At 73.0% G+C, this 19,601-nt stretch carries 20 protein-coding genes; 14 read left to right on the forward strand and 6 right to left on the reverse strand.

Annotation, left to right across the window (positions count from 1 at the left end):
• The 12 genes from J4557_RS23505 to J4557_RS23560 all read left to right on the forward strand — a co-directional run.
• Nucleotides 1-594: PP2C family protein-serine/threonine phosphatase (locus J4557_RS23505; RefSeq protein WP_208268897.1), on the forward strand; the 594-nt coding region annotated here is incomplete at its 5' end.
• Nucleotides 595-775: 181 nt separating this feature from the next.
• Nucleotides 776-1,498: a TetR/AcrR family transcriptional regulator gene (locus J4557_RS23510; RefSeq protein ID WP_208268898.1), complete on the forward strand. Its 723-nt coding sequence runs from the start codon at nt 776-778 to the stop codon at nt 1,496-1,498.
• Between the two features lie 199 nt (nt 1,499-1,697).
• The gene (locus J4557_RS23515) at nt 1,698-2,924 is read left to right on the forward strand and encodes an ABC transporter substrate-binding protein (protein ID WP_208268899.1); all 1,227 of its coding nucleotides are present in this window, start codon (nt 1,698-1,700) and stop codon (nt 2,922-2,924) included.
• A gap of 16 nt (nt 2,925-2,940) precedes the next feature.
• Nucleotides 2,941-3,792, forward strand: a complete 852-nt coding sequence (locus J4557_RS23520) for a branched-chain amino acid ABC transporter permease (protein WP_208268900.1) — start codon at nt 2,941-2,943, stop codon at nt 3,790-3,792.
• On the forward strand, nt 3,785-5,578 hold the full coding sequence (locus J4557_RS23525) for a branched-chain amino acid ABC transporter ATP-binding protein/permease (RefSeq protein WP_208268901.1): 1,794 nt from the start codon (nt 3,785-3,787) through the stop codon (nt 5,576-5,578). Before J4557_RS23520 ends, J4557_RS23525 begins: the two co-directional genes overlap by 8 nt.
• Nucleotides 5,575-6,303, forward strand: coding sequence for an ABC transporter ATP-binding protein (locus J4557_RS23530; protein ID WP_208268902.1), 729 nt, complete (start codon nt 5,575-5,577; stop codon nt 6,301-6,303). Before J4557_RS23525 ends, J4557_RS23530 begins: the two co-directional genes overlap by 4 nt.
• Complete coding sequence (locus J4557_RS23535) at nt 6,300-7,211, forward strand: alpha/beta fold hydrolase (protein WP_208268903.1); 912 nt, start codon at nt 6,300-6,302, stop codon at nt 7,209-7,211. Before J4557_RS23530 ends, J4557_RS23535 begins: the two co-directional genes overlap by 4 nt.
• On the forward strand, nt 7,202-8,071 hold the full coding sequence (locus J4557_RS23540) for an alpha/beta fold hydrolase (RefSeq protein ID WP_208268904.1): 870 nt from the start codon (nt 7,202-7,204) through the stop codon (nt 8,069-8,071). The genes J4557_RS23535 and J4557_RS23540 overlap by 10 nt, the downstream gene beginning before the upstream one ends.
• Nucleotides 8,068-9,216, forward strand: a complete 1,149-nt coding sequence (locus J4557_RS23545; protein ID WP_208268905.1) for a CapA family protein — start codon at nt 8,068-8,070, stop codon at nt 9,214-9,216. Before J4557_RS23540 ends, J4557_RS23545 begins: the two co-directional genes overlap by 4 nt.
• Nucleotides 9,213-10,451 carry a CaiB/BaiF CoA transferase family protein gene (locus J4557_RS23550; RefSeq protein ID WP_208268906.1) on the forward strand — a complete coding sequence of 413 codons (1,239 nt, stop codon included), beginning with the start codon at nt 9,213-9,215 and terminating at the stop codon, nt 10,449-10,451. The genes J4557_RS23545 and J4557_RS23550 overlap by 4 nt, the downstream gene beginning before the upstream one ends.
• Nucleotides 10,448-11,584 (forward strand): 2-hydroxyacyl-CoA dehydratase, encoded by a 1,137-nt coding sequence (locus J4557_RS23555; RefSeq protein ID WP_307800154.1) that lies wholly within the window; start codon nt 10,448-10,450, stop codon nt 11,582-11,584. The genes J4557_RS23550 and J4557_RS23555 overlap by 4 nt, the downstream gene beginning before the upstream one ends.
• Nucleotides 11,584-12,846, forward strand: coding sequence for a 2-hydroxyacyl-CoA dehydratase (locus J4557_RS23560; RefSeq protein ID WP_208268907.1), 1,263 nt, complete (start codon nt 11,584-11,586; stop codon nt 12,844-12,846). Before J4557_RS23555 ends, J4557_RS23560 begins: the two co-directional genes overlap by 1 nt.
• Nucleotides 12,847-12,917: 71 nt before the next feature.
• On the opposite strand, the gene J4557_RS23565 is transcribed toward J4557_RS23560, so the two are convergent.
• From J4557_RS23565 to J4557_RS23580, 4 genes are all read right to left on the reverse strand, one after another.
• The gene (locus tag J4557_RS23565; protein ID WP_208268908.1) at nt 12,918-13,907 is read right to left on the reverse strand and encodes an NAD(P)-dependent alcohol dehydrogenase; all 990 of its coding nucleotides are present in this window, start codon (nt 13,905-13,907) and stop codon (nt 12,918-12,920) included.
• A 103-nt stretch (nt 13,908-14,010) separates the two neighbouring features.
• Nucleotides 14,011-14,658, reverse strand: a complete 648-nt coding sequence (locus J4557_RS23570; protein ID WP_208268909.1) for a TetR/AcrR family transcriptional regulator C-terminal domain-containing protein — start codon at nt 14,656-14,658, stop codon at nt 14,011-14,013.
• Nucleotides 14,659-14,848: 190 nt separating this feature from the next.
• Nucleotides 14,849-15,025 (reverse strand): TetR family transcriptional regulator, encoded by a 177-nt coding sequence (locus J4557_RS23575; RefSeq protein WP_208268910.1) that lies wholly within the window; start codon nt 15,023-15,025, stop codon nt 14,849-14,851.
• Nucleotides 15,026-15,094: 69 nt separating this feature from the next.
• Nucleotides 15,095-15,685, reverse strand: coding sequence for a TetR/AcrR family transcriptional regulator (locus tag J4557_RS23580; RefSeq protein WP_307800155.1), 591 nt, complete (start codon nt 15,683-15,685; stop codon nt 15,095-15,097).
• Between the two features lie 102 nt (nt 15,686-15,787).
• Here J4557_RS23580 and J4557_RS23585 point away from each other — a divergent pair, with 102 nt between their 5' ends.
• Complete coding sequence (locus J4557_RS23585) at nt 15,788-16,609, forward strand: SDR family oxidoreductase (protein ID WP_208268911.1); 822 nt, start codon at nt 15,788-15,790, stop codon at nt 16,607-16,609.
• Here the strand turns inward: J4557_RS23585 and J4557_RS23590 are convergent.
• Together J4557_RS23590 and J4557_RS23595 are read right to left on the reverse strand one after the other, a co-directional pair.
• Nucleotides 16,590-17,987 (reverse strand): TolB-like translocation protein, encoded by a 1,398-nt coding sequence (locus J4557_RS23590; protein WP_208268912.1) that lies wholly within the window; start codon nt 17,985-17,987, stop codon nt 16,590-16,592. The genes J4557_RS23585 and J4557_RS23590 overlap by 20 nt on opposite strands.
• 167 nt (nt 17,988-18,154) lie before the next feature.
• Nucleotides 18,155-18,802 (reverse strand): TetR/AcrR family transcriptional regulator, encoded by a 648-nt coding sequence (locus J4557_RS23595; protein WP_208268913.1) that lies wholly within the window; start codon nt 18,800-18,802, stop codon nt 18,155-18,157.
• 214 nt (nt 18,803-19,016) lie between these two features.
• Here J4557_RS23595 and J4557_RS23600 point away from each other — a divergent pair, with 214 nt between their 5' ends.
• Nucleotides 19,017-19,451, forward strand: a complete 435-nt coding sequence (locus tag J4557_RS23600; protein ID WP_208268914.1) for a hypothetical protein — start codon at nt 19,017-19,019, stop codon at nt 19,449-19,451.
• Nucleotides 19,452-19,601: the final 150 nt, after the last annotated feature.

Here is a 19,601-nt window from a genome sequence, read left to right on the forward strand (position 1 = left end):
TGGTACGACGCCTTCCCCCTGGCGAGCGGGGCCACCGGGCTGGTCATCGGCGACATCGTGGGCCACGATCTGCACGCGGCGTCCCGCATGGCGCAGGTCCGCAACATGCTGCGGGCCCTCGCGTGGGCCCCGGCCGCGCCCCCCAGCACCGTCCTGGAGCGCCTGGACGCGGTGATGGACGCCGTCAGCGACGCCGAACTCGCCACCGCCGTGTTCGCCCGCGTCCACAAGGACGACGGCCACTGGCATCTGCGCTGGTGCAACGCCGGCCACCCGCCGCCGCTGCTGATCACCCAGGACGGCGGCACGACCTTCCTCGACGAGCACGGAATGCTGCTCGGCAGCCCCGGCCTCGACGACGGCCGCCCCGACGGCGCCCGCGATCTGCCGCCGCTGTCGACGCTCCTGCTCTACACCGACGGCCTCGTCGAAGCCCGCGGCACCGACCTGACCGACAGCCTCACCGGGCTGCGCCGCCACAGCGCCCACCTGGCCCGGCTGCCCGTCGGAGACCTGTGCGACCGGCTCATCGAACGCATGGAGCCCAACGGCGAGGACGACGTCGCCGTCCTCGCCCTCCGCATCCCCGCCTGACCCGCACGGCCACCTGACCCGCACGCCCACCTGACCGCACCCCCCGCCTGACCCGCATCCTCGTCTGCGGATCTCCTGGTCGGAGGTATTGACCGATCGATCGATCGATAGGTACGGTCGGGCGCAACAGTTCGATCGACCGATCGATCGACTGACGTCCGCAGCGCATCGAGGAGGCCGGATGAGCGGGAACGGCGAAGGGGCGGCACGGGGGCGGCGCGGCCGCCGGACCGCGGACGACGCGCCCGCCAGCGTCCGGCTCTCGCAGGCGGCGCTGGAGCTCTTCTCCCAGAAGGGGTTCCACGCGACCGGGATCCGCGAGATCGGCGCGCACGCCGGCGTGAGCACCTCGATGCTCTACCACTACCTGAGCTCCAAGGACGAGGCCCTGAGCGACCTCGTCCTGGAGGGGCTCAGCAGGCACGGCCAGGCGCTGGAGAACGCCTGCGCGATCGTCGACCGTCCGGAGGAGCAGCTCGCCGCCCTGATCGGCGTCCACATCATCATCCCCGTCAAGCATCCGCAGATGGGCCAGCTGCTGCAGCAGGAACTGCACGCGCGCGACTGGTCCGACCATCCGGCGATCAGCCGCCAGCGCGCGCACACGAACCGGCTGTGGACCGGCGTCCTCACCCGCGGCCGGGCGGAGGGCGTGTTCACCTTCGGCTCGGCGTCGCTGGCGCGGATCGCGCTCATGCGCTCGACCACGCTGGTCACCCAGTGGTACAAGGCCGACGGCTCGCTCGGCCTGGACGCGGTGACCGCCCAGTTCGCCGACCTGGCACTGGGAACCGTCCGCGCCCACCGGGACGGCCGGCCGCTGCGCTTCGACGACCTCGAGGCACCGTCCGTCGCCCGGCTCGTCGAGGTGGTCGAGGACGCCCACCGCGACGTCTGGTGGTGACCGGCCGCCGAGGCCGCCTCACGCCCGCCCCCCGCGGGCATCGCCCATCCCTCTGACCCACCCGCACGACGCGGCGCACCATGCGCATGCGCCGCCCCTTCCCGCATGCCGTGACGGCGGTGACGTCCACGGCATCGGCACCCACCCCACGCACTCCTTCGCGCCCTACGCGGCGTCGTGTCACCAAGGAGGTACCCGGATGTTCGCCAACACCGGGAGAAGCCGTCCGCCCACCCTCTCCACGCCGTCGTCCCGTCCACCGACGTCCCGCGCGCGGACGCTCGGCGCGGCCACCGCCGCGCTGCTGCTTCCCCTCACCGCGTGCGGGACGAGCGAGGCGGGCGGCGACGGCTCGACCATCAAGATCGGCTACATCGCACCGCTGTCCGGGACCGCCGCGCTCTACGCGGGGGGCTTCACCGGCGGCGTCGAGAGCGCCGTCAAGGTCCACGAGAAGTCCGGCGGCCGGAAGCTCGTCCTGAAGAAGGGCGACGACGCCAGCGATCCGGCCACCTCGACGCAGGTCTGCCAGCGCTTCGTCAACCAGGACCACGTCGACCTGATCGTGGCCGGGCAGCCCGCCGCCAACGCCCAGGCGTGCCGGGCCGTCGCCGCCGCCCGAAAGATCCCGTACGTCTCGTTCGCCACCGGCGCGACCGAGTTCTGCTTCCCGAACATGTGGAGCTACGGCCCGTCCCCCAAGCAGGCGGCGCTGCCGCTCATCGAGTACCTGCTCGCGCACGGCTCGAAGAGGTTCTACCTGATGGGCACCGACTCGGCCTCGCCCAAGGCGACCTTCGCCATCGTGAAGTCGCGGGTCGAGGCCGGCGGGGGCACGGTCGTCGGCACCGGTTACGAGCCGCTCGGCACCTCCGACTTCTCGCCGGACGTCTCCAAGATCGTCTCGTCCGGCGCCGACACCGTGTTCAGCGCCGTCGTCGCGGGCGACAACATCACCTACCACAAGCAGTTCGCCGCGAACGCGGGCACGAAGAAGCTGGTCCAGGGCGACATGCAGATGGTCACCAAGACCGCCCGGGCGCTCGGCTCCGCGGCGGGGGGCGTCGTCTACGCCGGCCCCTACGACCCGTCCGCGCAGAACGCCGCCAACACCGCCTACGTCGCGGCGCTCAAGGCGACGGCGCCGAAGGTGAACCCGGGAGACGCCATCCTCGGCTACCAGGGGATGACGCTGGTCGGCAAGGCGCTCGACGGCCTGCCCAAGGGCGCGAAGCCGACGTCCGCGGCCATCGGGAAGGCCCTGTCGTCGGCGAGCGCCGAGACGCCGAGCGGCACGCTCACGGCCGGCGCGAACCGCTACGTCACGATGCCGATGCGGATCTGGAAGGTCGGTGCGGACGGCGCCGCCTCGTCGGTGCTGCAGACCGTCCCGTCCGCGGACCCGTCCGTCGGGTGCCGGCAGTGAGCGGGCGGGGAACGACATGACCGTCCTCATCAGCATGATCAACACGAGCGCGACCACGCTGCTGGTCGTGATGGGGCTGGCGATCGTGCTGGGCCTGATGCACATCGTCAACCTCGCCCAGACGGGCTTCATGGCCGTCGGCGTCTACACCGGGCTGGAGGTCGGGCCGCGGCTCGGCTTCTGGACGGGGGCGCTCGCCGCCGCGGTGCTCGCCGGCCTGATCGGCGCCGCCGCCGAGACGCTGCTGCTGCGCCGCGTCCGGGAGCGGATGCTGGAGACGATGCTCGCGACCTGGGGCCTGTCGCTGATCCTGACCCAGCTCATCACGCTGCGGTACGGCCCGGACAGCCGCGTCATGGCGACGCCGCTGCACGGTTCGTTCCACCTGTTCGGCACCACCTGGCAGAAGTACCGGGTGCTGCTGGTGGCGGCCGCGGTCCTGCTGGTCGCGGCGATGTGGGCGCTGACCCGCTTCACCCGCGTCGGGCTCCGGGTGCGGATGTGCATGGCCGACCCGGACCTCGCCGAGGACAGCGGCATCAACACGCTGCTGGTCCGGCAGGCGACGTTCGTGCTCGGCTGCGCGCTCGCCGGGTTCGTCGGCGTCCTGCTCGGCCCGATCTCCGGGATCGACCCGAACTTCGCCGGCAACCTGCTCATCCCCGCCTTCCTCGCGGTGATGATGTCCGGCCGGACGCTGCACGGCCTGGTCATCTCCGGCATCACCCTGTCGGTCGTGCAGGTCGGGTTCGCCTACTGGTCCAAGCCCGCGTACGCGACCGTCGCGGTCATCGCCGTGGCCGTCGTCGTGCTCGGCCTCCTGCCGGACGGCATCGACGTGCGGCGGTTCAGGAGGGCCCATGTCTAGGCCGGTCGTCGTCGCGACGGCGGCGGCAGCCGTGGTCGTGCTGGTGGCGCCGTACCTCACCGGCACCTACTACCAGCAACTCCTCGCCCAGGCGTTCCTGTACGCGATCGTCGCGGTGAGCCTGGACTTCGTGTGGGGGTACGCCGGCGTCCCCGACCTCGGGCACGCCCTCTGGTTCGGCATCGGCGCCCTGTCGGTCGGCCATGCCACCACGGTGCTGTCCGACGTCGGGCTGGTCACCGAGGTGCACGGCTCGTTCGGACGCTACGCCCTCGGCACGCTGACCGGGGTCGTCGCCGCCACCGCGCTGGCCGCGATCGTCGCGCGGCTGTGCCTGTCGTCGCGCCGCTCGAACGACTTCTACATCGTCGTCGTGACGCTCGCGCTCGCCACGGCCGCCGTCACCGTCTACGACCAGACCCCGGCGCTCGGCGGCGGCGAGAACGGGCTGTTCGGCTTCAACCTGCAGGACGTCACCCCGCTCGGCTGGTACTACATCACCGCCGCGCTGCTGGCCGTGACGGTCGCGGTGGCGCTGGTCGTCGTGCGCAGCGACTTCGGGCTGCTGATGCGGGCCGTCCGCGACAACGCGCCGCGGGCCCGCTACCTCGGCTACAACGACGTCAACGTCAAGATCGGCGTGTTCACGGCGGGCGCCGCCGTCACCGCGCTCGCCGGGGCGGTGTTCGCGATGATGACCGGCGTCGCCAACGACGGCCAGTTCGGCTTCACGCTCGCCACCTCGATGCTGGTGTGGGTCGCCGTCGGCGGCCGCGCCACCATCGTCGGGCCGATGATCGGCGCGATCGTGATGAGCCTCGCCGGCGCCAAGCTGAACGAGCACTTCCCCGCCCAGTGGACGATCATCGAGGGCGCGCTGCTGATCGCCGTCGTGGTGTTCGTCCCCGGCGGGCTCATCGGCCCGCTCGTCCGGCTCGCCGGGCGGCTGCTCTCCCGCCGGTACCCGCCGCGCGGCCGCGCCGTCGTCGCCGCGCCCGCCCGGCCCGACCGGCCCGCCCGGGAGCCCGGCGGCGGACGGCCGCTGATCCGCATCCGCGACCTGGTGTTCGGCTACGGGTCCCTGCGCGTGCTCGACGGCGTCACCCTCGACGTCGTCGCCGGGGAACTGCTGTGCGTCGTCGGCCCCAACGGCGCCGGCAAGTCCACGCTGACCAGCGTCGTCACCGACCGGCGGCTGCGGTCGCAGGGCGATGTCGAGTACCTCCTGCCGGGGCACCGGCTCGGCGACCGCCCGGCGGCGCACCAGATCGCCCGCGCGGGCGTGGGGCGCAAGTTCCAGATCCCGTCGGTCTTCGCCAGCCTCACCGTGGCCGAGGCGCTGCTGCTCGCCGGCCGGCGCGGCGCGCCGCCCTCGCCCTGGCGGCGCAGCGCGACCGTCGAGGTCGCCCCGGCCGTGGTCGACATCGTGCGGATCGCCGGGCTGGACGGGCGGGCCGACACCCTGTCGTCCGATCTCTCGCACGGCCTGCGGCAGGGCCTGGAGGTGGCGATGGCCGTCGCGGCGCGGCCCCGCGTCATCATCCTGGACGAGCCCACCGCCGGCCTGACCGCCCACGAGCGCCACGACATCGGACAGGTGCTGGAGCATCTGCGCGACATCGGGATCGCGGTCGTGCTCATCGAACACGACCTCGACTTCGTCATCCGGGTGTCCGACCGCGTCGTGGTCCTGCACGGCGGCCGCGTCATCGAGGACGGCCCGCCCGAGACCGTCCGGGGCTCGGAGGTCGTGCGCAGCGCCTACCTCGGGACGGCGGTCCGATGAGCGCGACAACCGCGGACACCCTCGACCTGCACGTCCGGGACCTCGACGCCGGGTACGGCGCCGCGACCGTCATCCACGGCGTCACGTTCGACGTCGCCCCCGGCGAGGCGCTCGCGGTCGTCGGCCGCAACGGCATGGGCAAGACGACCCTGCTCAAGGCGATCATGGGCCATGCCGGGCGGGCCGCCGGCGCGGTCCGCGTCGGCGGCGCCGACATCACCGGCCGCGCGCCGCACCGGATCGTGCGCCTCGGCGTCGGCTACGCCGCCCAGGAGGGGAACCTGTTCGCCGACCTGACCGTCGCGGAGAACCTGCAGGCGGCCACGATGCACGCCCGCCGCGGTCACAAGGCGGAGCGCCGCGAGGAGGTGCTCGCCTACTTCCCGGTGCTGGAGAAGCGGCTCTGGCAGACCGCCGGCACGCTGTCCGGCGGGGAGCAGAAGATGCTCGTGCTCGCCCTGGCGCTGCTCCGCGAACCGCGGTTGCTGATCATCGACGAGATCAGCGACGGCCTGCAGCCCAGCGTCGTCGACACGGTCGGCGACGTCCTGCGGGCCGAGCGGGAGCGGCGGGGCACGTCCCTGCTCATGGCGGAGCAGAACGTCGACCTCAGCCTGCGGGTCGCCGACCGCGTGGCCGTCCTCAAGCTCGGGCGCATCGTGTCGACGGTCGACAGCGCGGCCGGGGGCGTCCGCGACCGGCTGATGAAGGAGCTGGCGCCATGACCCGCCGCACGGCGCCGGCGGCCGAGGGCGTGCTGCCGGTGGACGGCGCCGACCTGCGCTGGGCGCGGCTCGGCGACGGCGCGCGAACGGTCATCGCGGCGCACCAGGGACCGGGCGGCCCTGCCCGTCCGCCGTGGCTGCGGATGCTCGCCGGGACTCCGGGCTGGAACGTGCTGTCCCTGGAGCTCCGCGGGACCGACGGCACGTTGCGCCCGCACGAGGACCTGGGCGACGGCTGGTACCAGCGGTGGGCACTGGACGTCGCCCGCGTGGCCGAGGCCCTCGGCGAGACGGACTACGTCTACGCCGGGGCGTCGCACGGCGCGGTCGTCGGCTGGCACCTGGCGCTCGACCGCCCGCGGGGCCTGCGGGCGCTGGTCTCGGTCGTCGGCGCGCCGCACGGCCGCGGCGGCGAGTCCCGGCCGCCGTCCGGATGGGAGCGGCGGAAGGCCGCCGTCCGCGACCGGCGGCTGGCCGAGGAGGTCTTCGCGTCGATGCGGCCGCCCACGTCCGACCCGGTCAGGCTGCGGCGGCGCGAGAGAGCACGCGAGTCCTACCTGAAGGGCCTGGAGTCGCTCGCCCCGGACGCCCTGCCGCGGCCCGGCGTCGCCCTCCCCCACCTGCGCACCGACGCCGAGGTCGCCGACGCGCTGCGCACCATCGACATCCCGGTCCTGATCGCGGGCGGGATCCAGGACCGGCTCTGCCGGCCCGAGGACAACCTGCGGGCGGCCGCGGCCGTCCCCGGCGCCCGCCTCGCCCTGTTCCAGGACCACGGCCACGCCACGCTTCTGGACGAGGAGCCGGAGCCGCTGATCGACCAGATCCGGCTGTTCCTCGCCTGCACCGAACCACGGTCGACGCCGGACCACCGGCGCGACGACAAGGAGAGCTCCCCATGCCCGTGATGGAGATAGCGGACGCCGACCTCTACTACGACGAGTACGGCGACGGGGACGAGGTCGTCCTGTCGTCCGCGATGACCTTCGACCCGGACGCCTATCCGGCCTGCCTGGCCGCGCCGCCCACCGGCTACCACGTGTACACGATCCAGGCCCGCGGCTACGGCCGGTCCAGCCACCCCGACGAGCCGCCCGCGCAGGGCTGGCTCGACCAGTGGGCCGACGACGTCTGCGCCTTCGCCGACCGCCTCGGAGCCGACCGGTTCATCTACACCGGGATCTCCCACGGCGGCGGCATCGGCTGGCACATCGCCGCCCGCCGGCCCGAGCGGTTGAAGGCGCTGATCTCGGTGGTCGGCACCCCGCACGACCGCGAGGGCGGCACCGCGTCCTCCGCCGGGCGCCGCCGGATGATCGAGAACCGCCGCTCCCCCGAGATCGTCGCCGAGCAGCTCCGGATCATGTACGGGCCGACCGGCGACCCGGTGCGCCGCGCGGCCCGGGAGGAGCAGATCGCCCGCAGGGTCGAGCAGTACCTCGCCCAGCCGGAGCGGGAGATCCTCATCAACCAGGGCAAGCCGTTCCCGGACGCGCGGACCGACGAGGACCTGGCCGGGGTTCTGCGCGGCATCCGCGTCCCCGTGCTGATCCTCGCGGCGATGCGCGACGGGGTCATCTCGCCGGAGTCGGCACTGCGCGCCGCTCGCTCGGTGCCGGGCGCCAAGGCCGTCCTGTTCGAGGACGAGGGCCATTTCATCGGCACCGAGAGCCCGGAGCGGCTCGTCCGGGAGGTGCGCGTGTTCGTGGACGAGCTGAACGGCGTCGCCGAGCCCCTGGCCGCGACCCGGGCCGGGGCCGGCGCATGAGCGCGGAGATCACCGTCATGGCCGTCGGCGACGTCATCCTCGACGAGCCCGGCCCCGCCTCGTTCTTCGACCCGGCGCGCGAGACCCTGCTGGGCGCGGACGTCGCGGTCGCGCACATCGAGGTCCCGCACACCGACTCCACCGAGCGGACCAGCACCGACGTGCCCGCTCCGCCCGCCGACCCCGCCGCCCTGGCGGCGCTGCCCGGCGCGGGGTTCGGCGTCGCGACCCTCGCGGGCAACCACGTCTACGACGCCGGCGCGAGCGGCATCGCCGACACGATCCGGCACCTGGAGGCCAACGGCCTGGCCACGACCGGAGCGGGCCCGAACCTGGAGGCGGCCCGCCGCCCGGCGGTCGTCGAACGCGGCGGGGTGCGGGTGGCGGTGCTCAGCTACAACTGCGTCGGCCCGCGCGAGTCGTGGGCGACGTCCGCCAAGGCCGGATGCGCGTACGTGCACGTCCTGACCCACTACGAACTCGACCACGCGAGCCCCGGCGGGCCGCCGCGCATCTACACCTTCGCCGAGCCCGACGACCTCGACCGGCTCGCCGACGACGTGCGGGCCGCCCGCACGGAGGCCGACGCGGTCGTGGTCGCCTTCCACAAGGGCGTCGGCCACACCCCGGCGGCGATCGCCATGTACGAGCGGCCCGTCGCGCACGCCGCGATCGACGCGGGCGCGGACGCGGTCGTCGGGCACCACGCGCACATCATGCGCGGCATCGAGGTGTACCGCGGCCGCCCGATCTACCACGGCCTCGGCAACTTCGTCACCGTCACCCGCGCGCTCACGCCGACCGGCGGCGACAGCGCCGAGATCGAAGCGTGGGCACGGCGGCGCGTCGAGCTGTACGGGTTCGCGCCCGATCCGGACATGCCGTTCTACCCGTTCCACCCGGAGAGCCGGAACACCGCCATCGCGACCCTGCGCTTCGGCGCATCCGGCATCACCGGCGCGGGGTACGTGCCCTGCTGGATCGACGATCGCGGACGTCCCGTACCGCGCCGCCGCGACGAGGGCGGCGAGGACGTCGCGGGCTACATCGACGGCATCGGCCGACGGGCGGGCCTCGACACCGCGACGCGGTGGCGCGGCGACACCGAGATCGAGCTGACCGGCGTGAACGGGGGCGCACGATGACGGCACGACCGCTGGACGGCAGGACCGTCCTGGACCTGACGACCGCGCTCGCCGGCCCCTACGCCACGCTGCTGCTGGCCGGCCTCGGCGCGACCGTCATCAAGATCGAGAATCCGGCGACCGGCGGGGACAGCTCGCGCGGGAACTCCCCCTACGCCGGCGCGGACGGCCCGGCCGCCGCCCGCGACGACGCGCGCGACATGTCGGTGTCGATGCTGGCCCGCGGCCGCAACAAGAAGAGCATCACCCTCGACCTCAAGAGGCCGCAGGGCCGCGAGGTCTTCGCCGACCTGGTCCGGCACGCCGACGTGGTGGTCGAGAACTACGCCGCCGGCACCGCCGACCGGCTCGGCGTCGGCTACTCCGCCGCGCGGGAGGCCAACCCCCGGATCGTCTACACCTCGATCAGCGGGTTCGGCGCCCAGGGCGGCGGGTCCGGGACGGGCAAGGCGATGGACACCATCATCCAGGCGCTGAGCGGCGTGATGATGACGGCCGGGGAGCCGGGCGACCCCCCGGTGCGGTTCGGCCTGCCCGTCGGCGACCTGCTCGCCCCGCTCTACGCGGTCGTCGGCACCCTCGCCGCCGTCCTGCACGCCGACCGCACCGGCGAGGGCCAGCACGTCGACGTGTCGATGCTCGGCGCGCTCACCTCCCTGCTGTCGTGCGAGCCGTTCGACGCCTTCGAGGCGATGGGGCTGCCGGCCCGCACCGGGGCCATGGTGCCGCGGCTCGCGCCGTTCGGCGTGTTCCCCGCGTCCGACGGCTGGATCGCCCTGTGCGGCCCGACCGACGCGTTCGCCCGCGGCGTCTTCGCCGCGATGGAACGTGCCGACCTGGCCGGCGACGACCGCTTCGCCACCCGTGACCGGCGCGTCCGCAACGCCGCGGACCTGCACGAGATGATCCGGTCCTGGACGTCCGGGCTGCCCCGGGCGGAGGTGGTCAAGCGGCTCGCCGCCCACGGCGTGCCGGCCGCGGAGGTGCGCGAACCGGCCGAGGCCGTCCGGGACGCCTCCGTCCTCGCCCGCCGCGAGGTCGTCGAGCTCGTCCACCCCGACCACGGCCCGACCGGACTGCTCGGCCCCGGCGTCCCGATCACGTTCTCCGTCTCCGGCGCCGGCCTCGACCGCCCGGCGCCCCATCTCGGCCAGCACACCGAGGAGGTGCTCGGCGGGCTGCTCGGCTACTCCGCCGAGCGCCTGGCCGCGCTCGCCGACGAGGGCGTCCTGTGAGCGCCGTCCCCGCCGCGCTCGAGGAGCTGCGCGACGCCTACGACGACCGCGCCGCCGCGATCCGGCGGTGGCGGGCGACCGGCGCGCCCGTCGTCGGCTGCGTGGGCGCCGACGTCCCCGTCGAGCTCGTCACCGCCGCGGGCGCGCTGCCGGTGCGGCTCGCCGGCGACCCCGGCCGCGACCAGGCCCTCGCCGACCACTACCTCGGCACCGGCCTGGACCCCGCGTCCCGCTCCATCCTGGCCGGGCTGCTGCGCGGCGAACCGGACCTCGACCTGCTGCTGGTCTCCAACGACTGCGCGGGCTCGCTGCGCCTGTTCTACACCGTCCGCGAACTGCAGCGGCTCGGCGTCGAGCCCGCTCTGCCGCGCACGCATCTCGTCGACGTCCTGCACCTGCCGCACCGCACCACCACCCGCTACAACCGCGTCCGGCTCGCCGAGACCAAGGAACTGCTCGAACGCTGGTCGGGACGGCGCATCGGGGAGGGCGACCTCGCCGAGGCCGTCCATCAGCACGACGAGGCCCGGCGGATGATGCGCGCGCTGCGGCGGCTGCGCACCGCCGAGCGTCCCGCGCTGCGCGGCGAGGAGGCGCTGATCGCGATCGGCGCCGGGGCCGCGCTCCCGGCCGGGGACCACGCGGGGCTGCTCGACCGGCTCCTGTGCGCCGAGGCCGGCCTGCCCCGCCACGACGGGCGGCGGATCTACCTCACCGGCAGCGCCCATGACGGCCCCGCGGTGTACCGGGCGATCGAGGACGCCGGCCATGTGATCGTCGCCGACGACCACGACTGGGGCGACGCGCTCGCCGATCCCCTCGTCGGCGAGCCCACCCTCGACGCGCTCGCCGAGCGGTACCAGTACCGGGGACCGACCTCCGCGCGGTCGTCGATCCAGGCCCGCGCCCGCCAGACCGCCGCCATCGCCGAACGGTCGCGCCCCGACCTGCTCGTCTGCTACGTCCGCGCCATGGACGAGGCCCCCGCCTGGGACTTCCCGGCCCAGCGCAGGGCGGTCGGCGTGCCCGCGGTGATCCTCGAGCACCGCCGCTACGGCGAACTCGGCGACGACGCCCTGCCCCTCATCACCGGCGCCCTCGGCGGCGCCCACCCGAAGGGAGAGGCCCTCTGATGGCCCGGCGGAACAAGCTCCTGACCTCCTCCGAGGAGGCCGCCCGCCACCAGCGGGAATGGTTCGCCGGACTCCGCGAGGCCGTCGCCGGAGGCGAGCCCCTCGCCCTGGTCAACGCCGACGCCCCGCAGGAGATCTTCCGGACGATGGGCATCCCGTACGTGGTGAACCAGTGGTGGGCGTCCGTCGTGGCCGCCAAGCAGCGCACGGGCGAGTACCTGCGGACCCTCCGCGAGCACGGCTACCCCGACTACTCCGAGCAGTACAGCGCCACATCCCTGGCGTCCGCGTTCGCGGAGGTCCCCGACCCGCCGTGGGGCGGGCTGCCGCGCCCCACGATCGTCCTCGGCGAGACCACCGGCGACGCCTCCCGCAAGCTGTTCGACATCTGGGACGAGCAGGACGGCATCGCGTACTACCCGCTGGAGAGCGCCGCCGCCGACACCGTCCCGGTCAACTGGTGGGACCTCATGCCCGCGCAGTGGGAGACCGCCGTCGGCGCCGCCCGCCTCGACCTGATGGTCTCCGAACTGGAGGGGCTGGTGCGCTTCCTGGAGACCACGACCGGCCGCGTCTTCCGCGAGTCGCGCTTCCGGGAGGTGATGGCGCTGGTCAACGAGCAGGAGGAGTGGAACCGCCGCACCCGCGACCTCATCGCCCGCACGCGCCCCGTCCCGCTGCGCGTCGACGACAGCATCTCCAGCGTCATGATCCCCCAATGGCACCGCGGCACCGTCTGGGCCCGCGACGCCGCCAAGCGCTTCCACGACGAGGTCGCCGAACGCGTCGCCGCCGGCGAGGCCGCCTGCCCCGGCGAGCGCCTCCGGCTGATGTGGATCGGCCGCGGCCTCTGGTACGACATGGACTTCTACCGCCATTTCGAGGAACGCCACGGCGCGGTGTTCGTCTGGTCGATGTACCTCGCGATCGCCGCCGACGGCTACATCCGCCACGGCGACGACCCGATGCGCGCCCTCGCCGCCCGCTTCGCCGCCTTCTCCGACCAGCTCTACCGGCCGCCGTGGTCGACCGAGTGGTACCTCAAGGAGGCCCGCCTGCACCAGGTCGACGGCGTCGTGCACCTGGTCGGCGAGGACGCCCGCAGCGGCTGGTTCGTCACCGAGACGCTCGAACGCGCCGGCATCCCGGTGTTCGAACTGCGCGCCGACAACGTCGACCAGCGCACCTACGACCTGGTGACCGTGCGCGACGAGATCGACCAGTGGCTCGCGACCCGCGTCGCCGCCCGAACACCGAACTAGAAGGACCCGCGCGCCCGGCGGGGGCGAAGGCCGGCCGCCTTCCCCTCGCCGGTCGCCCTTGGGCCGATCGGTCACCGGACCTCGATGACGACCTTGCCCGTGGCGTGGCCGTTCTCCTGGTAGGCGACGGCCGCCGGGATGTCCTCGAAGGAGAAGCCGCGGTCGATGACCGGAGTGACCTTGCCCGCCTCGATGAGCTCGGTCAGCGTCATCAGGCTCTGCTTGTGCTCGGTACAGGCGTACACGTCGGCCATGACCATCCGCTGGGAGACGACCGGCGACATCGCGACCGCCGCGAAGACGTGACCGGCGGGCTGCAGCCACCGCCCTCGCGGCCCGCCGACGGCGACGTAGGTCCCCTTGGAGGTCAGCGCGCGTCGGCATGCCCACGCCGAGCGGCCTCCGGCGACGTCCAGCAGCAGGGCGTGGGGCGGGCCGAGCCGTGTGCAGTCCCGTACCGTGTAGTCGGCGACCTGGTCCGCGCCGAGCGAACGGACCAGGTCCATGTTCCGGGTGCCGCAGACCCCGGTCACCGTCGCGCCGAGCGCGGCGGCGATCTGCACGGCGAACGTCCCGACGCCCCCGGAGGCGCCGTTGACGAGGACGCGCTGTCCGGACCGCATCCGCCCCTGGCCGCAGAGGCCGTACAGTGCGGTGACGCCCGCCAGAGGCACCGCCGCCGCCTGCTCGAACGACAGGTTCTTCGGTTTCGGTGCCAGCCGGTCCTCCGGGACGCACACGTACTCGGCGAAGCCGCCCTGCGCGACCAGCGCGTACACCTCGTCCCCGGGACGGAAGGCCGTCACGTTCCGGCCGACCGCCTCCACGTGCCCCGCCACGTCCGCGCCCAGCACGCCGATCTTCGGTGCGCGCAGGCCGAGCGTGCCCGGCATCAGCCGCGCGACGTACGGCTCGCCTCTCATGTGGTGCCAGTCGTAGGGCTGGACGGACGTGGCGCGCACCCGGACGAGCACCTCACGGTCAGCGGGCACGGGCCGGTCGACGTCGGCGAGCTCCAGGACATCGGGTGATCCGTACGAACGGACGACGAACGCCTTCATGACGGTCCCTTCGTGGAGGGGTCGTTTCGTACGTTGTAAGTCGTACGTCGTAAGGTAAGTCTTACGGCGTAAGACGGTCAAGGGGCAGCGGGGTGTCGGTCCGTCAGCGCAGCCGGTCGAGACCGTCGAGGATCACGTCGAGCCCGAACTCGAACTCGGTCTGGTCGTCGCACCAGCCCAGCGTGGAACCGGGGTCGTCGTGCGCGACCTCCATGAACATGCCGACGAGATGCGGCAGCTCGGCGGCCATGCCCTCGAGCGCGGACGCGTCATCGCCGCCGGCGGCGTCACCCGGGTCGAACAGCTCCTGGGTGAAGCCAAGCGCCCGGCTCCCCAGGGCGTGCAGGGCGTGGTGGCACAGGTCGTTCGAGAAGCCGCCGTCGCGCATGAGGCCGACCAGGCCGTCGTGATACCGCAGGACCGCCGGGCTCATGGTCGTGCGCGACTCGAAGACGCCGGGCGCCCAGGGATGGCGGAGAAGCACCTCGCGGGCCGACAGGATCCGGCGGCGCACCGCCGTCTTCCAGCCGGCGCCCTGGGACGGGACGTCGATGCGGCCGACCACGTCGTTGATCTCCTCGACCACGGCATCCGCGATGCCGTCGAGGACCTCTTCCTTGTTGGCGACGTGGTAGTAGAGCGACATTGCCTCGGCCCCGACCTCTTCGGCGAGCCGGCGCATCGTGAGCGCCCGGATGCCGCCCTCGTCGGCGATCCTGACGGCGGCCCGCAGCACTCGCTCCCTGCTCAACGGGACTCTCGGCTCGGCTCCAGCCTTGTTCCGGGCGACCAATCCAGTCATCCTCCTCGCGCCCGATCGTACCGAGCGGGAGGCCCGCCTCCGGCGCGGCGAGCGCCCGGCGGCGCGACGGACCGTCGGGTACCGCGTTCCGCCCGGAGAACAGGCGCCTGCTGGCGTCAGGGGGCGGCCGCCGGGGCGATCATGCGGTCGGTGAGGACGTGCAGGTAGTCGCGGAAGCGCTCGACCGCGTCGGGGCTGCGCGGCTCGACCCGCCCGCGCCCGCCGCGTCGGCGATCAGGTCGATTCCGGTCGAGTCGAACCCCAGCTCCGCGAACGGCCGGGTCGCCACCGCGATGATCTGCTCTTCATCCCCCACGTCACCACGTTAAGCGATCACTGCACCACGGTCCGCGACGGAAGCGGCCGGCCGGGGAACGCCGCCCCCTCAAGTGAGGCCGGCGAAGCAGGCCATCAGGGCGGCGCTCAGCTGTTCCGGGGTGCCGGGGCATCCGCGGCGCAGCCAGTCGGTCGCGACGCCCAGGACGCCGCCGGCGAGAAAGGCGGCCACCGGGTCGTGAGCGATGCGAACGGGGTCGTCCGCGTGGGTGCCGACGGCGGGCCGGGTGAGGTTGACGTGGACGGCGATGGTGAGCCGTTGGTGCAGGTGGTCGGCCACCCGGGCGCTGCCGTCGGGCCCCAGCAGGGCGCGGTACAGGTCGGCGCGTTCGGCGATGTGGGCCAGCACACCGGTCAAGGCGGCGCGTCCCCGGTCCCGTTCCCGAGGGGTCCCGTCGGGAAGCAGCACCGGTGTGGCGGCGATCAGCTCGTCGAACATCCGGGTGCAGGCGTCGGCGGCCAGTTCGTGGACGTCGCTGTAGTGCTCATAGAAGGTCGACCGGTTGACGTCCGCGCGCTTGGTGACGTCGGACACCGCGATCCGGTTCAGGCCGCGTTCGGTGATGAGGTCCAGCAGCGCGGCTCTCAGCGCCGCGCGGCTGCGACGCGCGCGGCGGTCCTGGGACGGATGGTCGGCCACACGCTCAGCCTACAAGTCTCCATCACCTGTCGGTTAACCGACAGGTGATGGATTATTCTCGGGACGTAGTGCAGGCGCACCCGCACGAGCCCGGAGGAGAACATGACGCAGCCCGTCGCGGTGGTCATCGGAGTCGGCGGCATGGGCCAGGCCATCGCCCGGCGCATCGGTCCGGCCGCTCACGTCCTGGTGGCCGACCACAGCAAGGAGATCCTGGACACGGTCGCCGGGCAACTCGCCGGCGAGGGATATCGGGTGACCGCTCAGCAGGTCGACGTGTCCTCGCGCGAGGCGGTCGCCGCGCTGGCCGAGCGGGCCGCTTCGCTGGGGCCCGTGGTGTCCGTGGTGCACACCGCCGGGCTGTCGCCCGTGCAGGCGCCGGTGCCGGCGATCCTGGCGGTCGACCTGCTGGGCGTGGCGCTGGTCCTGGAGGAGTTCGGCGAGGTCGTCGCGTCCGGCGGCGCCGGGATCGTGATCGCCAGCATGGCCGGCCACTTCCATCCGCCCCTCCCCCGCGAGCAGGAACTGCAGCTGGCCACCACCCCGGCCGACCGGTTGCCGTCACTGCCGATCTGCGACGCCGCCGGTTTCGCCGACAGCGGGGCCGCCTACGCCTTCGCCAAGTACGCGAACCGGCTGCGAGTCAAGGCCGCCAGCACCACCTGGGGCGCCCGGGGCGCCCGGATCAACTCCATCAGCCCCGGCGTGATCGCCACTCCCATGGGCCAGGCCGAACTCGACAGCGAGCACGGCGCCGGCATGAGGATGATGATCGACGCCTCCAACGCCAAGCGGGCCGGCACCCCCGCCGACATTGCGGCGGCCGCCGAGTTCCTGCTCGGCCCCGCCGCCTCCTTCGTCTCCGGCGCCGATCTGCTGGTCGACGGCGGCGCCGTCGCCGCGGTCACGACCCGCACCTCCTGAGGACCGATCGAGCAGCGGGCGCCGAGGGCCCGCCCTTCCTGTCGTCGGGAGGGCGGGCCCTCGCCGAAGGGGCGTTCCGGCCGGCGGCGTTGATCCGCTGGCCCTGGTAGGCGCCGCGGTCGCCGTACCGGTCGATGAGGTAGGGCTGGAAGAAGCGCCGGTCCCCGTTGTTGCGGGTGGAGGAGACGGCGCTGGTGGTGATCAGGTCGGTGACGGGCGGGACGGCGCGCATCGCGGCGAGGAACATCTGGCGGTTCGAGCCGCGCGTGTCCATGGCGACGGTCCAGTCGTCGTCGGGTGAGATGGCGATCGGGTCGGTGTACTCGGGGTTGCTGGTGAGGCGGCGGACCTTGCCGGTGCGCAGGTTCGCGGCGAAGACGTCGATGTTGGACGACTCGTCGGGGTAGCCGATGTAGGAGACCTCGTCACCGGTGCCGGAGAAGCCGCGCAGTTCGCCGACCGAGACGGCCTGCGGGTTGATCTTCAGGCGGCCGGGGTGGCGCGGGTCGACGGTGACGGGCTGCCTGCTCGGGGCGGGGTCGAACAGGCGGGTCACCTTGACCAGGTCATAGCGGGGCGCCAGCGGGGTCCCGGTCTTGGGCGCGGGGTCGAACTCCAGCCGAGCGAAGTAGCCGTACTGGTTGAGCTTGCCGTTCGTGACGGTGGCGGCGTTGAAGCCCAGGTGCACGTTGTCGGGGTGCAGCCGCAGCTCGCGGATGCCGCCGCCCGCACCGGATCCGTCGGCGGTGACGTTCCAGCGGATCGGATAGATGTGCACGCGGTCCGCAGTGCAGGCGGTACTGGTGAGCCGGTAGGGGGCGCAGTCGATGATGTTGGTGCCGGCCAGCGCGCGCCTGCCGTCCCTGAACGCCTGCGGGTAGTCCATCGCCGGGCTGCGGCCGACCGCGTTGGCGTCGGGGACCCCGCAGGTGACGCATTTCCAGGCGTCGCCGTTCGGGAAGGTGCTCCCGTCGGTCTTGACGATGATGAGCTGCTGGCCGGTGTACACGGCGGCGGGGTCGGGCGCGGCAGGCGCGCCGGTGAAGCCCACCGTGGCGAGGACGTGGTGTCCGTCGGGCAGGAAGTCTCCCGACTGCATGCTGGTCGCCTTGCCGATGCACCCGGTGCCGTGCGGGTTGATCGCCGGGGTGCACGAGCCCGCCGAGGTGGACGGTGCGACGGGCGGGAGCGGCAGCTCGTCGACCTTGACGGGCTCGGGCTCGGGCGCTGGTGGAACGGCCCGGCCGTGAGCGGCGCCGGTGGCGCGCCCATCGGGAGCCGCCGTCGCGGGCGACACCGCGCCGCTGATCGTCATCGCGCCGACGACGAGAACGGCAAGGAGCGCCCGCGACACGGTGCCGCGTCGAACGGTTCTCATTTGAGTACGGCCTCCAAAGTGGGGTGGTCACGCAGACAGAAGGTGCCTAATTGGACTCTTCAAATAAGAGAATTTCATTCTCATAAAAGCAGCGTTACGGCTGGGCCGCGCTCAGATCGCGGTCCAGTGATGCGGCTCTAATATCGGTTTCCGAATTCAGCCGGAGATTACGCGTCCGACACTGACGGGGGTGATGAGGAATGGGCGGTCGATGCGGATCGGGCGGGCAGCAGGAGGTGCAGGCAGTGTTCGAAAGCCTCGCCGATGTCGAGCCGCGGGTTCAGCAGCCACTGCACCTGCAACCCGTACAGCACGGCATGGAAGATCATCGCCGCCGTGTCGGGGGCGGTCTCTCCTTCCGCCGGCCGGCCGGACGGCAGGCGCTCGCTCATCATCCGCGCGGTACGGGCGCGCGCCCGTTCGTAGCGGTCGACGAAATAGGTGTGGGCGGGGTGATCGGGCCGCGAGGCCGCGACGGTGAGTTCGGCCCACAAGCGCATCAGTTCGGGTGCCCGCTGATGCTCCCTGAGCAACTCGCCGAAGTACTCTCCGACGGCCTCGACGTCCGGCACCTCCGCCGAGCCGCGCTCCCATTCCTCGGAGTCGCGCTGGGCGAGCACGGCGGCGAGCAACTCGTCCTTGGTGCGGAAATGATGCAGCAGGCCGGTGTGGGTGATGCCCGCCCGCTCGGCGATGTCGCGGAGCGAGGACTGGGCGAAACCGCGCTCGGCGAAGCCGTCGCGCGCGGCACGGATGATGTCGGCTCGCCGGGCGGCCGTCTTGGCGTACGGTCCGCGCGGCCTCGCTGGACTCACGCCGCCTCCTTCGCCGTACGTCGGCTTCGCCCGGACGTGGGGTCCCGGTCGGCGGTCCCGGAGGTCGCGCATCCGTTCCCGCAGGCGTCCGCCGGTCGCGAACACCGACCAGATGGTAATTTTTCGGGCGCGCCGCGTCCACCCCTGCAACGCGGCGCCGTCATTCCCTCCGGGGAATCGCGTCCTCGCAGGCCGGAGCCGCACACTGCTGCGCATGAGCGAAGCACTCGAACTCAAGCAATGGTCCGACCGCTACCTCGCGCAGTGGAACGAGCCCAACCCCGCGACCCGGCAGGCCCTCATCCGGGAACTGTGGGCGCCCGACGGAATCCAGGTCCTGGTCGACCCGCCGCAGGAGATCCGCGAAGCCGCCGCGGGCCTGGCCTTCCCCATCCCACCGCTGGAGGTCCGCGGCCACGACGGCCTGAACGCCCGGGTGTCCCGCGCCTACGACATGTTCGTCGCACCGGGCGAGCACGTCTTCGAGGTCGCCGAGGAGGCCACCGTCCTTCTGCCCAACGTCCTCGCGGTCCGCTGGTCGATGGTCGCGGTCGCCACGCGCCAGGTCGTGGGCGGGGGTCTGGACGTCATCACCCTCGACGACGACGGCCGCATCCGCACCGACCACCAGTACATCGGAACGACCTGACGCCCTCCTGCGGCGGCGTTCACCAGCGGGAACCGATCACGCCCCCCAGGCGGTCCACGAGGTGGGGGGCGTGTTCGACCTGTGATGTTTGTCGCGCATCAAGTGTCCATTAACGGGCATGCCGGGGCGCAGACAACGAGAAGAGGAGGC

It is taken from the genome of Actinomadura nitritigenes (assembly GCF_017573545.1).
Taxonomy (GTDB): domain Bacteria; phylum Actinomycetota; class Actinomycetes; order Streptosporangiales; family Streptosporangiaceae; genus Spirillospora; species Spirillospora nitritigenes.